The organism is Leptolyngbya sp. NK1-12 (assembly GCF_032598965.1).
GTDB lineage: Bacteria > Cyanobacteriota > Cyanobacteriia > Elainellales > Elainellaceae > Elainella.
Window position 1 is genome coordinate 6285849 of record NZ_CP053586.1, and the last position, 14605, is coordinate 6300453.

The window sequence follows — 14605 nt, forward strand, 5'->3', positions numbered from 1 at the left end:
CTTTCCAGCCAATTAAGACAGGGTAGCCACTAGCCTTTCGAGATTTTGAGCGGCATAGCGAGCCGAATCCGCCCTTAGTTGAGTTGATAAGGTTTGCAAATCCTGTTGCAGCTGCACTTCATTCGGAATCTGGCGGAGCAAACAGGCTGCGATACGAGCAATTACCCGTCGAGTTTGTTCTTTTTCTAATTCGGCATGGCCTGATGGCACAAAAGCATGGCTGACGAAGATAGCTGAGCTGCGAATTTCCTGCTGCAGCACCGCATTGCTCAGCTCTTGACAACTCTGCTCGACCAAACTAGCTGTGGCTAGCTGAGTTGTGAGTTGATCTAGATAATATTCCTTCGAGTCTTCCAGGTCAATATCCCGAACTTTTACGATTGAGCGCTGTTTGATTAAAGAAGCCAAAGCGCTATCCAATTCATATACACCTACTGGACTAAACAGGCTGTGCTGGATCTGCTGCCAGGATGCCGGAATCCGCCAGAGGGCTAACCAATAGACAATATCTTGTTCCAATCTAGAAAGTCGGCGGAATTCGCTTCTAAACTCGTCTTTGATCCCTGAGACGCTGTCATCATCTCCTCGAAACAAGGTGACGCTCTTCTCTCCGACATAGCGCTTAACGTTAGTATTTCCAGTTCCCCGCATTGTTTCAGCTAGAATTTTTAAGATCAGGGGATTGTTATAAATTTCAATAAACTGCTTCAGTTCCGCTTCGGTTCCCATCAATCCTTCAGCTTTTAGAATCTCCTTGTCTTCCTCATAGTGTAGCCCTTCTAGCTGATACTCCTGAAGCATATCCTTCGCTTTTACTTTAATTGATGCCATATCTGGTGGCTGCTCTCGTCCGATTAAAATAAAACAGCTTTTGTGTTTGCCATACATTCGCTTCAGCCAGTCACCGTAATTTTCGTAGTCCGATCGATAGCGTCTAGAAGGAGCATCTGCCACGATGGTTTCCCAATTATCGATTACTACGAAACAGCGGTACTGGTTGAAATAGCCCATCAAATCGGTCAAGCTACCCTGCCGTTCCTTACCTTTCGATAAAGAGCAAATTAGCTGGTTTAGCACATCGTCGAGCAATGGTTCTGCGTCGAGGGAAATCCAGATCAGAAACTCAAACTGACTGGCGATTTGTTTCATCAGCTGATAAGCGAGAGCCGTTTTACCAATACCCGCTCTACCGTTCAGGATAATTAGTCGCTTGCCTGCTACGATCCACTGCTGAAGTGTTTTTAACCCACTGATACGGCCACAGAATGGTTTGGGAGCCTCAGGCAAATCCCCAATGCAGATAATATCTAGATCGGTATAGTCTGTAACTTCATCTGGATTCACATCGATTGCCTGACAAAGCGCAATAAAGGTATCCTCTGCAATCGCTTGCCTATACCAACGAAATCGCTTGAATGTTGCCTCAGTAATATAAATCCCGCTTGGATGGAATTCCCGCGCTCGTCTGCGCCATTCTTCATCAAACGACTCTTTAATCAGTGCAGTATTATCTCGCTCTCCCTGCCACTCCTGTTTTTTTCGGTCTTTGGCTTGTTTGATCAGTTCCTTACCTTGTTCTGAAAGTCTGCGAGTTCGACGCGCCATAATTGCAGCCAGCTAATCCTCACAGCTTATTCTACCGGAACCCCTAGTCGAATACTAGCTGCACCAGCAGGAGTCCAGCAGCCCAGCAGGAGTAATGTGCTCAGATCATTGCATCAAGGTTAGCCAACCTAACTGAGAAGCAACCCGATGGTTTGGTAAATCTGCAGCAGTTTTCTATCTACCAGCAGGCAGCATGCTTGCTCTACATGCGGTGGTTGATTTTGCCTGTCAAGTTGAGCAGTAGCGCGGTTTAGGGTATCCAGCCCAAATCTTTAGTAAAATAAACGTACTGTTTCTGTTCCTGCTGCTATGTCTGTCGCAGATCAATCTGTTGCAAACCAACCTGTTGCAAATCAAGAAACTCTGCTGTCAACGCTGGCTGAATCGGCGCAGAGTGGAGCAGAAACGCCTGTCTTTCCTCCTGGTGATCTCTACAGCGACGAACCGCCCTTGGAAACCTACCTACACTTACGCCAATTGCTGTTGCTGCTCTCCTGCCTCGAATGGTACTGGCGTGACCGCAACGACTATTTTGCGGCTGGCAACCTCACGGTCTACTACAGCCCCAATCAGCGCAAATCCGAGGACTTCCGTGGCCCCGACTTCTTTGTAGTGCTGGACACGGAGTGGAGGCCGCGCAAGAGCTGGGTGGTGTGGGAGGAAGATGGCAAGTATCCGAACCTAATTATTGAGCTACTGTCCGATTCCACCGCCAACACGGACCGAGGACTGAAGAAGCAAATCTATCAAGATATCTTCCGCACGCCAGAATACTTCTGGTTCGATCCCAACACGCTAGAGTTTCAGGCGTTTGCGCTCCTGCAGGGCACTTATCAACCGATGCAGCCGAATGAGCAAGGTTGGTATTGGAGTGTGCAATTGCAGTTATTTTTGGGAGTCGAGGATAGCAAACTGCGGTTTTTCACCCCAGAAGGACAGTTGGTTTTCACTCCTCTGGAAGCGGCCCAGCTGCAAGAACAGCAGCGCCTAGTCGCAGAGCAAAAAGCTGCCGAAGCAGAGCAAAAAGCTGCCGAAGCAGAGCAAAAAGCTGCCGAAGCAGAGCAAAAAGCTGCCGAAGCGGAGGCTTTACTGGCACAATATCGTCAGCGGTTTGGAGACTTGGGGTAGTCTCTGTAAAGAATCGCAACGGTAGGGAATGGCAACTGTTCAATAACCAATATTTACGTTGTGTTTAAAGTTGTCGTAACATTTCGTTTACTTTTGTTATATACAGTGTAGCCTTATCTCTCAGCAATTCTCATTTTGGCGAAAAGCTGTTCAAGTCCTGGAAATATCGGTATTGTAAGAACATCTAAGAGAGCCAAGAGAGCCAGAACCGTTGAAAGAACGGGGGTTGTTTGACACAATAGTTGGTTCCTTTCGCCAGCGCCTGTCCTCGCTACCGGACAAACGCACGGGCAAGAATACCCGCTATGGGATGGAAGATGCAGCCTTGAGCGCGTTTAGCGTGTTCTTCACCCAAACCCCGTCATTTCTGGCATACCAGCGAATGATGGAGGGCAGTAAAGGTCATAGTAATGCCCAAAGTCTGTTTGGAGTACATCAGATACCGAGTGACAACCAGATTCGGGCGTTGCTCGATGGGGTGAAACCAGAGCAGGTATTTCCCATCTTTGAGGAAATCTTGCAGGTGTTGGAGCAACAGGGACAGTTGAAGAGATTGCGCTCGTTTGCCGACACTCTGCTCATGGCAATCGATGGCACCGAATACTTCGGTTCGAGCCAAATCCATTGCCCGCAGTGTTCAACGCGCCAGTTGAAGTCAGGAGAGATGTACTATTTTCATAGTGTGGTCACTCCAGTCATCGTTTGTCCGGGTCAATCTCAGGTGATTCCATTGGTGCCTGAGTTTGTCGTACCGCAAGATGGGCATGACAAACAAGACTGTGAGAATGCAGCCGCCAAACGGTGGTTTTTGCAGTACGGACAACGCTACCGTGCCTTCAATGTAACGGTTTTGGGCGATGACCTCTACTGTCATCAACCCTTATGCCAACAGCTCTTAGCTCAACAATTCGACTTCATTCTGGTATGCCGTCCGGAGTCTCACGCTACCCTCTATGAGCATCTCGAAGGCATTGATTTACCGACAGTGACGACCAAACGTTGGACTGGAAAGGTCGAGGAAACCTATACCTACCGCTACCTCAACGACGTGCCCCTCAAAGATGGGGATGATGCGCTCTTGGTGAATTGGTGCGAACTGACGGTGAGCCGCCCAGATGGGAAGGTAGTCTACAAAAATTCCTTTGCCACCAATCATCCAATTACCGACGACACTGTGGCAGAGGTCGTCCTAGCCGGTCGTACCCGCTGGAAGGTGGAAAACGAGAATAACAACACCCTCAAGACCAAGGGCTACAACCTCGAACACAATTTTGGGCATGGCAAGCAGCATCTTGCTTCATTCCTCGCTACCCTCAACATCCTGTCCCTGCTGTTTCATACCTTACTGGAGTTGCTCGACCAGAAATACAAGCTGTTGCGATCTCATTTGCCCACTCGCAAAACCTTTTTTGATGATTTGCGGGCGTTGACCCGTTACCTGTATTTCAACAATTGGGATCACCTGCTCACCTTTATGCTTGAGGGTTTAGAGCTAGAAATCCCACCTAACACCAGTTGATTTTCCATACTGAGAATTGCTGCTTATCTCTTCAGGGTGATGCATTCTCTGATAATCTATTCTTAAAATTCTAATTTACTTAAGCATTGAAGCCGTTTTGGCCCTGCCTTCTCTGCGTTTAGCGCTGCATGACGTTTCATGAACGCTGAAAAAGTCGGCTAGATTGCGGCTGCACCGGTTTAGGAGAAATTTAAATGTCCACTTTTTCATTACTGTTTATTACGGTTTTAGGAATTGCGCTGCTGCTGTTTTTGGTAATCGTAGTGCGGCTGCAAGCCTTCCTGGCCCTGCTGATTGCCAGTTTGTTTGTGGCGGTGATTGGCGGTATTCCTCCGGCGGAAATTGCCGACACGATTCGTGAGGGCATGGGTTCCACACTGGGCTATATCGCTATTGTGATTGGCTTGGGCGCTATGTTTGGGGAATTGCTGCAAGTCTCCGGTGGGGCTGAGCAAATCGCTAATACGTTGGTGCGCAAGTTTGGTGAAATCAATGCCCAATGGGCACTGGGGCTAGCCGGATTAGCGATTGCAACGCCAGTGTTTTTTGATGTAGGGCTAATTATTTGTATTCCTCTGGTTTATAGTCTTGGCAGACGCACCGGACGCTCACTGCTCTACTATGCCATTCCCTTGGTGGCTGGGTTAGCTGTGGGCCACAGTTTTGTACCGCCCACTCCGGGGCCGGTGGCGGTGGCTTCGCTGCTAGGAGCTGATCTGGGCTGGGTGATTCTGTTTGGTTTGTTGGCTGGTCTACCGGCCCTAGCGATTGGCGGCGTCCTGTTTGGCAAATACATTGCCAAGCGGATTCACTTAAATGTGCCTGCGGAAATGGAAGAAGCGGTTGCGGAATCAATTGCCGCTACTTCCGGCGCTTCAGACATAGCAGAACTAGATAGCTTAGAGAGCGAGAAAGCCAACCGCGAGCTGATCGAAAAGGAGCTGAGCCGCAAGCCACTGCCCAGCTTTGGTATGGTGATCACAATTATTGCGATTCCGCTGGTGCTAATTTTGCTCAACACGGTCCTAGGGGTGATTCTGCCGGAGGGCAATCCGGTACGCAACTGGATGAGTTTTATTGGACACCCATTTACCGCCTTAACGTTGGCGACTCTGCTGTCGTTCTACTTTCTGGGGACGCTGCGCGGCTATTCCATGTCGGATATTCTGCGCATCACTACCAAATCGTTTGAGCCAGTCGGGTTGATTATTTTGGTTACAGGCGCGGGCGGTGTGTTTGGTAAGGTGCTGGTGGAAACCGGCGTGGGTAAAGCTTTGGCCGAAGCGATGGCCGCATCGAATCTGCCGGTAATTTTGCTGGCCTTTTTGATTGCGGCAGCCGTGCGGGTGAGCCAAGGATCGGCAACGGTTTCGATGGTAACGGCAGCAGGTTTGATTGCGCCGGTGCTGCAAACTGGCACCTATTCCGCCCCCCTGATTGGAGCGATTACAATTGCGATTGCGGCAGGAGCAACGATTCTTTCCCATGTCAATGACTCTGGCTTCTGGCTGGTGGGACGTTACCTGGGCATGAGTGAAAAAGACACGCTGCGCTCCTGGACCGTGATGGAAACAATCATTGGCTTTGTTGGGTTTGCGGTGGTTTTCGTCCTCAGCTTTTTCCTTTGAGGAGTTGATCGATTCGCAAGCGAATTGGAGCCAGTGAACTGAACTCTTGATGGCTCCAATTTGGGTTTAGATACAGCCTTTTTCAGGCTAGTGAAGTACGAAAAACAGGGTGCAGGGGTAGTGGCCCGGTGTGGGGGCTTCGTCCCCACACCCCCTATACCTCACATGAGTGAAAAACGCTGTAAGGACGGGCGATATTTTCTACGGAACGGCTGTGCCCGCGTATAGCTTGCTTCTCCGTAAGCAATACCGCCCCCTCCAAAACAACGCCTGATGAGCCGAAGGCAATATTAAACCTGACTTGAATTCTGACTTTAACTACAATATTCAACAACCATTAACTTCAGCTTCAACGGCAGCATTAATTTTATGAAGCGCTATGTGATTGGCACGGATATCGGCACAACGAGCACCAAATCGGTGCTGTTTACCCTGAGTGGCGAGGTGGTTAACACATCTCTGCTGGAGTACCCGCTCTACAGCCCTGATCCAGATACGGCAGAGCAAGATCCAGAGGAAATATTGCAGGCAGTGCTGCGAACTGTAGGACAGGTGACGAAGCAAATTCAATCCGACGAAGTGCTGTGTCTGTCTTTGAGTAGCGCCATGCATAGCCTGATTGCCGTGGATGCCGATGGCGACCCGCTAACCAAAAGCATCACCTGGGCTGATAACCGCAGTGCGGCTTGGGCCGACGTGATCAAGCAAAAGCATCAGGGGCATCAGATCTACCGGCGCACCGGCACGCCGATTCACCCAATGTCGCCTTTGGTGAAACTGCTGTGGTTACGCCACGAGCAACCGCAGATCTTCCAGCAGGCTGCCAAGTTTATTTCCATCAAAGACTATGTGCTGCACCACTTGTTTCAGCGCTATGTCATGGATCACTCGATTGCCTCCGCCACAGGGCTATTGAACCTGGAACGCTTGCAGTGGGATGAGGCTGCCCTAGAAGTCGCTGGGATTCGGGCAGAGCAGTTGCCGGAACTGGTCCCCACGACCTATGTCTTGCAGCCAATGGCGGCTGAGTTTGCTCGACTGATGGGACTTGCACCAGACACACCGGTGGTAGTGGGAGCCAGTGATGGGGTGCTGTCGAACTTAGGGGTGGGGGCGATGCAGCCTGGGGTGGTAGCAACCACGATTGGCACGAGTGGAGCCATTCGAGCGGTAGTAGATCGTCCCGTGACCGATCCACAGGAGCGATTGTTTTGCTATGCCTTGACCGAACAGCATTGGGTAGTCGGTGGTGCGGTGAATAACGGTGGGATTATTCTGCGCTGGCTGCGCGATCAGTTTGGCGATGCCGAAATCATGGTAGCCCATCGGTTGGGGGAAGATCCCTACGAGCTGCTGGCGGATTTGGCTGCGACAGTTCCCCCCGGTGCCGATGGTCTGATTTTCCATCCTTATTTGCTAGGGGAACGAGCGCCCCTCTGGGATGCCAATGCGCGTGGCTCCTTCTTTGGCTTAACGATCAACCACGGCAAGGCGCACTTGGCTCGAGCTGTCCTGGAGGGGATTCTGTTTAACCTGCTGGTGGTGTTGCGAGCCGTAGAAGACTTTACCGGAAAAACCAAGCAAATTCAGGCAACTGGCGGATTTGCGCGCTCATTGCTCTGGCGGCAAATGATGGCCGATGTGTTTAATCAGCCAATTACCATTCCCAAACAACACGAGAGTTCTTGCCTCGGTGCCGCAATTTTGGGCCTTTATGCCCTCAAGCAAATCGATAACCTCGACGCCAGTCCAATCATGATCGGCGCAACCCATCAACATCAGCCTAATCCAGCCGATGCTGCTATCTATCAGAAAATCATGCCGCTCTATACCAAACTGCTAGACCAGTTCCGCTCTCACTATCAGACCATTGCCAATCTGCAAGCAGAGCTACACCGGATGCAGTGATCTAACCTGTTTTATCGCGAGTGTGCAATTCATCACATAGGTGTAGTAAGGGCATGGCAATGAAACTAGCAGTCAATGCCCTCTTTGGGATTCAGGTAGCAGCCCTGGCAGAACGGTGCTTCAGCGCATGGAGTGCTAACGATCATGTTCAGCAGCGACTGATGACCGTTGAACTACCGCCAAGCTCTTGATACCGTCCGCTGCAACGGTGTTAGCTGGATTGCGCACAAATAGACCTTCGCCACTGGCATTACTCACCACCTCCTAGACGCTACTATGTAGACAGTAAGCGCATCTGAACCAGTACAGTATTGTCTTCACGCAATTTAAATTGGAAGAGGCGAGACTCTGCCGTTCCATTAGTTGGCGGATGCCCGCCAGAACTTTGCCAGTATGTCAAATTACATTCATACCTATTTTCTTTTGTTGGATACGGACAACCTAGACGATTTACAAATGCCTCAAGGTCGTCTGATGACATTAAAAAACGCACATGGGCTTCATACTCAACATTGATTGGAACAGAGCCGAGTAGCCCTTCAAACCGAACCTCTGGCCTGACATCTTTTGGAAGGGTTACGCCTATCATTTGTTCAGTTACTTCACGCGGCGACTGCCCAATGGATACACCCAATGCCCAACCAACTAACAGTAAACTGGTAACAACAAAGATTCCGCAGCCTGTAGCTAAGAAGTAAAGACGGCTCATATGTCTTCTCTACAACGACTAAGTATATTTTCCCTTACTGTTGGTTGTGAAGTAAGTATCCTTTTTAGGACTATACGTACACCGTTTGTAATGGATTTCTAGCACAAGACGTTGGATGATACTATCGAGTTTCCTGCCCCGATGAAGTATTGGCAGGACCGACAATAGCCTTTTGAATCTTCTCTGGATGATACCCATGGTCCAGCAGAATTGTCGTCTTGGGCAGGGTTACAGGTTTCTGCTGAAAGTAATCCATATGCTTGAGCAGCATTTCAATCAGCCCTTGCTCATCTGAGATATTGGCACGAGTGCAGTGAGTAAAGAAGGGAAACCCTAAACTGTCCACTGCCAAATGCCGCTTGATCCCATTGGTTGCTTTGTATGAGCAGAATCCCTTGGAGACTACACTGACGTTACAGGTATTCTTCACTGCTTGCGAATCAATGATGATCAACGTTGTCCACTGACTTTTTTTAACTTGAACCCGCACTTGCCCATGTGAGTGGGAGGAGGAGTTAGAACAAGGTATCGGATGACGGCTCTAATTCGAGGCACAACAACCCAAAACGGGTTAACGGTCAAAGCCAACCAACTCAAGGGCAGTTATCCAACTAAAGTTAAAGTCTCAGACGAGGAAATGGCGGCACTCAAACTCACTCATCGCGACGGGCGAGACACATTCTCTATTCCTATCACTACAACATCAACGCTACATCTTTGGCAAAATAGGTCAGAATTAAATCAGCTCCGGCTCGTTTCATACTTGTCAACGTTTCCAGAATCACCTTTTTCTCATCAATCCACCCCTGCGATGCAGCGGCCTTGATCATGGCGTATTCTCCACTGACGTTATAGGCAGCTACCGGCAGATGCGTATGCTGTTTCACCCGGTAAATGATATCCAGATAGGCCAGCGCCGGTTTGACCATGACAATGTCTGCTCCCTCGGCAATATCCAGATCTACTTCCTTGATCGCTTCTCTAGCGTTCGCGGCATCCATCTGATAGGTTTTTTTGTCGCCAAACTTAGGAGCCGAATCGAGGGCATCGCGGAACGGGCCGTAATAAGCAGAAGCATATTTGGCTGAATAGGCAAGGATTCCCACATTGATCCAACCTTCGGCATCCAAAGCCCGACGAATTGCCCCGACCCGACCGTCCATCATGTCTGAAGGCGCAACAAAATCGGCTCCGGCTGCGGCCTGCGCTAACGCCTGTTTGACCAGTACTGCTACTGTCTCGTCGTTGAGAATTTTGCCATCCTGGACAATGCCGTCGTGACCTTCGCTGCTGTAGGGGTCGAGGGCAACATCAGTGATCACTAAAATACTGGGAACCGCTTGTTTGATAGCTCGCACGGTCCGAGGAATCAGACCATCCGGATTGTAGCTCTCGGTGCCGGCGTTATCCTTTTGTTCATAGGGAATCAGGGGAAACAGGGCAATGGCACCAATTCCCAACTGATAGGCAGTTTGTACTTCCTCCAACAGTAAATCCAGCGTGTAGCGATAGCACCCTGGCATGGATGGCACTTCCTCGCGATGTCCTTCGCCTTCCATCACAAACAGGGGATAGATCAGATCCTCGACCCGCAGTGTGTTTTCCCGCACCATCCGACGCAGCGTTTCGGTTCGACGCAACCGCCGAGGCCGCTGCACCATTGAAGGCACTGAGGATTCGGGAGGGACAGATTCAGCCTGCGAGGATTGGGACTCAAGGGTAGAAGATTCAGCCGGTGACATAGAATATAATGAGAATGATTATCATTTGCCTATAATACCGCATTTGCCGTGAAAAAGGATTCTCTTACTCAAAACAGTACGATGCCCTTGATACCAGTACGCTTGACTCGAAATCAGCAGGCCGTGCTAGATGTTTTGAATCAGCAGGCCCATCCTATTTCGGCTCAGGAGTTGTACAGTTTACTACGTGAACGACAGGGGATCGGGCTAGCAACGGTATATCGGGCACTAGAAATTTTAAGACTACGAGGACTTGCCCAGAGCCGAGTCGGGGCCAGTGGAGAATCACTCTACAGCCCGGTAGATCATGACCAGCACTACTTAACTTGCCTGCACTGTGGTCAGTCGTTTCCTCTCGATCATTGCCCCATTCAGGAATTAGCAGCGCAGTTGCAGTCCTCAATGCCATTCAAAATCTACTATCACACTCTGGAATTCTTTGGTTTGTGTGAACCTTGCAATCAACTAATTGAATAACGTGATGCTGCACTGTTTGTGACGCTAAGTTTCTCAAAGAATCAGCTCAAAGAATGACAGGCTGATCCAACTGGTCACAATTTATGGGATCGCTACATTCACAGCATTTGCAGCTCAACACAGGTGGCTTGCAACGCTGCAAAGGTTCCTTGCGCAACGATTCGACCATTCCTGAGAACAAGGATTTGATCGGCTCGCTCTAGCACCATGCGACGATGGGAGACAACAAGACAGGTGGGAGTGTAAGCGAGAGAGGATGGGGAAGAACCGGCGGCTGCGGAGTCATGGGATGGAGGAGTGGGAAAGAGGCGGGACCAGAGCTGGCGTTCGGTTTCTAGATCAAGCCCACTGGAAAGGTCATCAAAGACGAGTAACTCCGGTTGACGCACCAACATGCGAGCCGCGGCTGTCCGCTGTACTTGTCCGCCTGAGAGCCGCACGCCTCTAGGACCAATTCTGGTTTCTAATCCCTCCGGCATAGTTGCCACATCGGGGTCAAACACTGCCGTTGTGATGGCCTGTGCGAGGATAGGCTCATCTGGCTCTAGTCCCAGCAGCAAATTGCCCCGCAACGAATCACTAAACAGTTTTGGGGCTTGTGGGGTATAGGCACTGCGGGGAGGAACAAAGAAATTAGCGGGGTCATTCACTTTGTCACCATTCCAATAAATTGCGCCTGCCTGCATCGGCAATAATCCTAGCAACACACGCAATAGGGTAGTTTTGCCAGAACCAACTGGACCGGTAATCACCGTTAAACTCCCTCGCCTGAGTGTCAGGTTGACGCCACTGATCCCTTGACCCGTATCGGCATAAGCGTAAGTCAGGTTATGGGCACTCAGCTCATGCAAAGGGGTGTGCTCATCCCAGTGGGGTTGGTCTACCGGCGGCAATTCGGGTCGGTGACCCCAAAGATCATTGAGGTAAAGGGGAGTGTGTGCGACCAGAGCATCAACCTGGGGATTGAGGGGTCGAGTTGTTTGGGAGGGACGCGTTGAGTGGGTTGCCTCTGCACCTGAGAGCAGTGCCGCCATCCGTTCAAAGGAAACCTCTGTTTGCTGGATTTGGGCCAGAAAGTCGCCCAAAAATTCTAAAAAGTACGTGACATAGGGAAGGTAGAAAACAAACACAGCAAAGTCCCCTACAGAGAGGCTGCCGGCCCCGGACTGCATGAACTGGGCCGCCACCAGCAAAATCAACCCTGTACCAATGCTGTAGAGATTCTCAAAGGCTGACTTCAGCATGGCTGTAAACAACTGGTCTTGAACCATCCGCTGGCGGCGTTGCTCGTTCACCTGTTGAAAATAGCTGAGCACTTGATTTTGCGCTCCGGCCACTTTAATCGCTTGCACGGCACTAAATATCTCGCCGATGAAACCAGTGACCTGTTCGGTAGCATGGCGACTAGCTTGCCGATACTGCTTAATGCGCTTTTGCGCTTGTTCCACCATCACCACCATCACCGCTAGGGGCAGGAAGGCCAGCAGGGTCATCCTGGCATTGATGCTCAGCAGAAGGGCGAGTGCGCCAATCGCCAAAACTCCCGCGCCAATTACTTCTGAGATAGTGGCAATCGTGTCTTGGATCAGGTCGGCATCATCGCGGAAATAGCTGATCGCTTCCCCTGCGGAAACGGTTGCTACAGACTCTGCTGAGGTCATCACTGGTAAAGCACCCGGACGATTGAGCAAATGCACGAAAAGATTATGCTGGAGCAAGGCTCGCATGGTGAAGCGATGCTGTGTTTTGGTGAAGGTAGCGAGAAACAGCACAGCCAAATTCCCTAAGTCGGTGGCAACGAGCAGCGCCATGAGGCCCCAAAGGGACAAACCAAGGGTTGAATGACCGGCGAGCTGGTCGAAAAAGGCTCGGATGATTAATCCAGTGACTCCAGGCAAGCTCATGAACAAGATCCAAAAAAAGCTGTCAACAAGATACAGCTTCGGCGTGTAGTAGATAAGCTGCCATAACAGGGGCCAGATGGGGAGTTTTGAGTTATTGGTCATTCGTCATTGGTGATCGGTGGTCGAGGAAGTGAAACCTGTCTTCAACAGTTGAGCAAAGCGAGAGTTGGGGGCATGGGCTAGGGTCTCACGATCGCCATACTCTACAATGCGACCGTGGTCTAGAATCAGAATTTGATCGGCGCGTTGCACGGTGGAGAGGCGATGGGCAATAATCACGCCAGTGCGCCCTTCGAGCAGTTTATCTACGGCATGCTCAATCCACGTTTCGGTGACAGGATCAAGGCGAGAGGAGGCTTCATCCAAAATCACTAAACCGGGGTCTTTGAGGAAGATGCGCGCAAAGGCCAGTAGCTGGGCCTGCCCCGCAGAAAGTCCACCACTGTCTGGTTGCAGTTGGGTGTCTAATCCATCTGGCAATGAGTAAAGCCATTGCCAGAGTCCCAGTAGGTTCAGGACATCGAGAATCCGTTCGTCGCTAATCCTGGGATCGAAGAAGGTTAAGTTATTGCGAACGGTAGTTTGAAAGAGTTGGACATCTTGGGTGACTAATCCAACCCGTTGGCAGAGGTGGGTTAAGGGAGTTTGGGGAAGTTCAACGTTTCCTAGATGAATTGTGCCGATTTGCGGGTCGTAGAGTCGCAGCAGCAGTCGGGCGATTGTGGTTTTTCCACTCCCTGTGCGTCCGAGGATGCCTAAGACCTGTCCTGCGAGAAGGTGGAAGGAGATAGTTTGTAGCGTCCAGGGGAGGAAGTCCTTGGTCGTTTGAGGCTGGGCTTGGGACTGTGCCATTGATGGAGCCTGGGTCCGCGTAGCAGTATGACCAGTGACCAATGACGACTCATAGCGAAACGAGACATTCTTAAAGCTGACAGAGAGAGCACCCTCCGGCAGGGGGTAATTGCCACCGGAACCGAGGGGCGAGCGGGTCTGCAAGAGTTCCTGGATGCGTAGAATACTGGCTTCTGCCTGCTGTAAATTTCCTAATTCTTCGCGAATGCGTTCAATCGGTTGGTTGAGCAGGTTGGTGTAGTAAAAAATCAGATAGACGGTGCCAATCGTAATCGCGTTCTGCTGCCAGAGGACGGCACCCACTGCTAAGGCGATGACATTGCCGAGACTGAACAAGCCCATCGAGGTTAGCACTAGGGTGATAGTCGCAAAGCGAGCTTGATGAAAAACCGGGAGCCAGCGTTGCAAAATCTGGTAGAAGCGACGCATCACGTAGCTGATGGCTCCGTTGGCTCGCAGGTCTTCCGTCCCCGCCAGGTGTTCGCCCAAGAAGCCGAAAAACTCGGCGCTGATCTGGCGATAGTTGGCCCAAGGGGGAATAGCGGAGCCGCGCAGACGCAACAGAATGACTAAAGACATGAGGGCAAACCCGCTGAGGCAAACCCCGGCTCGCCAATCCTCGAAAAAAAGAACGACCAGGATGCCAACGAGCAGAATCAGATTCCCCAAGACATGCAGGGTGAATTGGGAGAAAAACCGCGAGAGTGTATGGACATCCCCGTCTACCCGCTCGACCAGTTCCCCAGGCGTGTGCGATTTATGGAAGGACAGGTCAAGGTTGAGGCAGTGCTCAACCAGGTCAACCCGCAGGGCATTGGTTGCGCTCCAAGCCACCTGTTCACCCAGGTACGTAGCGGTGACAGCAAAAATCTGCGTGACGAACGCCACAGCGATAAACAGAAGTGCAGCGTTCAACAAAGTAGGTGAAGCACCGCGGGTGACGGCGGTGTTGATGAAGTAGCCAAGGATTTGGGGATTGACTAGTTGCAAGCCAATGCTGCTAAGGAGGGCAATCGCCAGCCAAGCAACGCGACCTTTCTGGGGCTTGAGATAATTCGCTAGCAGATCACCATACTTTTTGAGAGGGATGTTCATGGCTGAGACAGCATTCTCCAGATTGAAACAAGGCTACT

Annotated in this window: 12 protein-coding genes and 1 pseudogene; 7 read left to right on the forward strand and 6 right to left on the reverse strand. The window is 50.7% G+C overall.

Annotated features, from left to right (window positions below):
* Positions 1-12 precede the first annotated feature (12 nt).
* Entirely contained in the window at positions 13-1605 is a 1593-nt protein-coding gene (locus HJG54_RS26970) for an NB-ARC domain-containing protein (protein ID WP_316432303.1), read from the reverse strand.
* Between the two features lie 309 nt (positions 1606-1914).
* Between HJG54_RS26970 and HJG54_RS26975 the strand changes: the two genes are divergently transcribed.
* The 5 genes from HJG54_RS26975 (at position 1915) to HJG54_RS26995 (ending at position 7979) form a co-directional block, all read left to right on the forward strand.
* Positions 1915-2733, forward strand: coding sequence for a Uma2 family endonuclease (locus HJG54_RS26975; RefSeq protein ID WP_316432304.1), 819 nt, complete (start codon positions 1915-1917; stop codon positions 2731-2733).
* Between the two features lie 238 nt (positions 2734-2971).
* A complete protein-coding gene (locus HJG54_RS26980; protein ID WP_316435595.1) occupies positions 2972-4252 on the forward strand; it encodes a transposase in 1281 nt (426 codons plus the stop codon).
* 194 nt (positions 4253-4446) lie between these two features.
* Entirely contained in the window at positions 4447-5880 is a 1434-nt protein-coding gene (locus HJG54_RS26985; protein WP_316432306.1) for a GntP family permease, read from the forward strand.
* Between the two features lie 369 nt (positions 5881-6249).
* Positions 6250-7788, forward strand: coding sequence for a gluconokinase (gntK, locus tag HJG54_RS26990; RefSeq protein WP_316432307.1), 1539 nt, complete (start codon positions 6250-6252; stop codon positions 7786-7788).
* A gap of 59 nt (positions 7789-7847) precedes the next feature.
* On the forward strand, positions 7848-7979 hold the full coding sequence (locus HJG54_RS26995; RefSeq protein WP_316432308.1) for a hypothetical protein: 132 nt from the start codon (positions 7848-7850) through the stop codon (positions 7977-7979).
* An 83-nt stretch (positions 7980-8062) separates the two neighbouring features.
* Here HJG54_RS26995 and HJG54_RS27000 read toward each other — a convergent pair whose 3' ends face one another.
* Complete coding sequence (locus tag HJG54_RS27000; protein ID WP_316432309.1) at positions 8063-8497, reverse strand: hypothetical protein; 435 nt, start codon at positions 8495-8497, stop codon at positions 8063-8065.
* A 121-nt stretch (positions 8498-8618) separates the two neighbouring features.
* Entirely contained in the window at positions 8619-8987 is a 369-nt protein-coding gene (locus HJG54_RS27005; protein ID WP_316432310.1) for a transposase, read from the reverse strand.
* Between the two features lie 42 nt (positions 8988-9029).
* On the opposite strand from HJG54_RS27005, the pseudogene HJG54_RS35600 reads away from it, so the two are divergent.
* Positions 9030-9173 (forward strand): annotated as a pseudogene (locus HJG54_RS35600) (ISAzo13-like element transposase-related protein); the annotation flags it as partial.
* Between the two features lie 19 nt (positions 9174-9192).
* Here the strand turns inward: HJG54_RS35600 and hemB are convergent.
* Positions 9193-10158: a porphobilinogen synthase gene (hemB, locus tag HJG54_RS27010; RefSeq protein ID WP_316435672.1), complete on the reverse strand. Its 966-nt coding sequence runs from the start codon at positions 10156-10158 to the stop codon at positions 9193-9195.
* 162 nt (positions 10159-10320) lie between these two features.
* On the opposite strand from hemB, the gene HJG54_RS27015 reads away from it, so the two are divergent.
* Positions 10321-10716, forward strand: coding sequence for a Fur family transcriptional regulator (locus tag HJG54_RS27015; protein ID WP_316432312.1), 396 nt, complete (start codon positions 10321-10323; stop codon positions 10714-10716).
* 98 nt (positions 10717-10814) lie between these two features.
* On the opposite strand, the gene HJG54_RS27020 is transcribed toward HJG54_RS27015, so the two are convergent.
* Entirely contained in the window at positions 10815-12620 is a 1806-nt protein-coding gene (locus tag HJG54_RS27020) for an ABC transporter ATP-binding protein (RefSeq protein WP_316432314.1), read from the reverse strand.
* A gap of 105 nt (positions 12621-12725) precedes the next feature.
* Positions 12726-14567, reverse strand: coding sequence for an ABC transporter ATP-binding protein (locus HJG54_RS27025; protein ID WP_316432316.1), 1842 nt, complete (start codon positions 14565-14567; stop codon positions 12726-12728).
* Positions 14568-14605 lie beyond the last annotated feature (38 nt).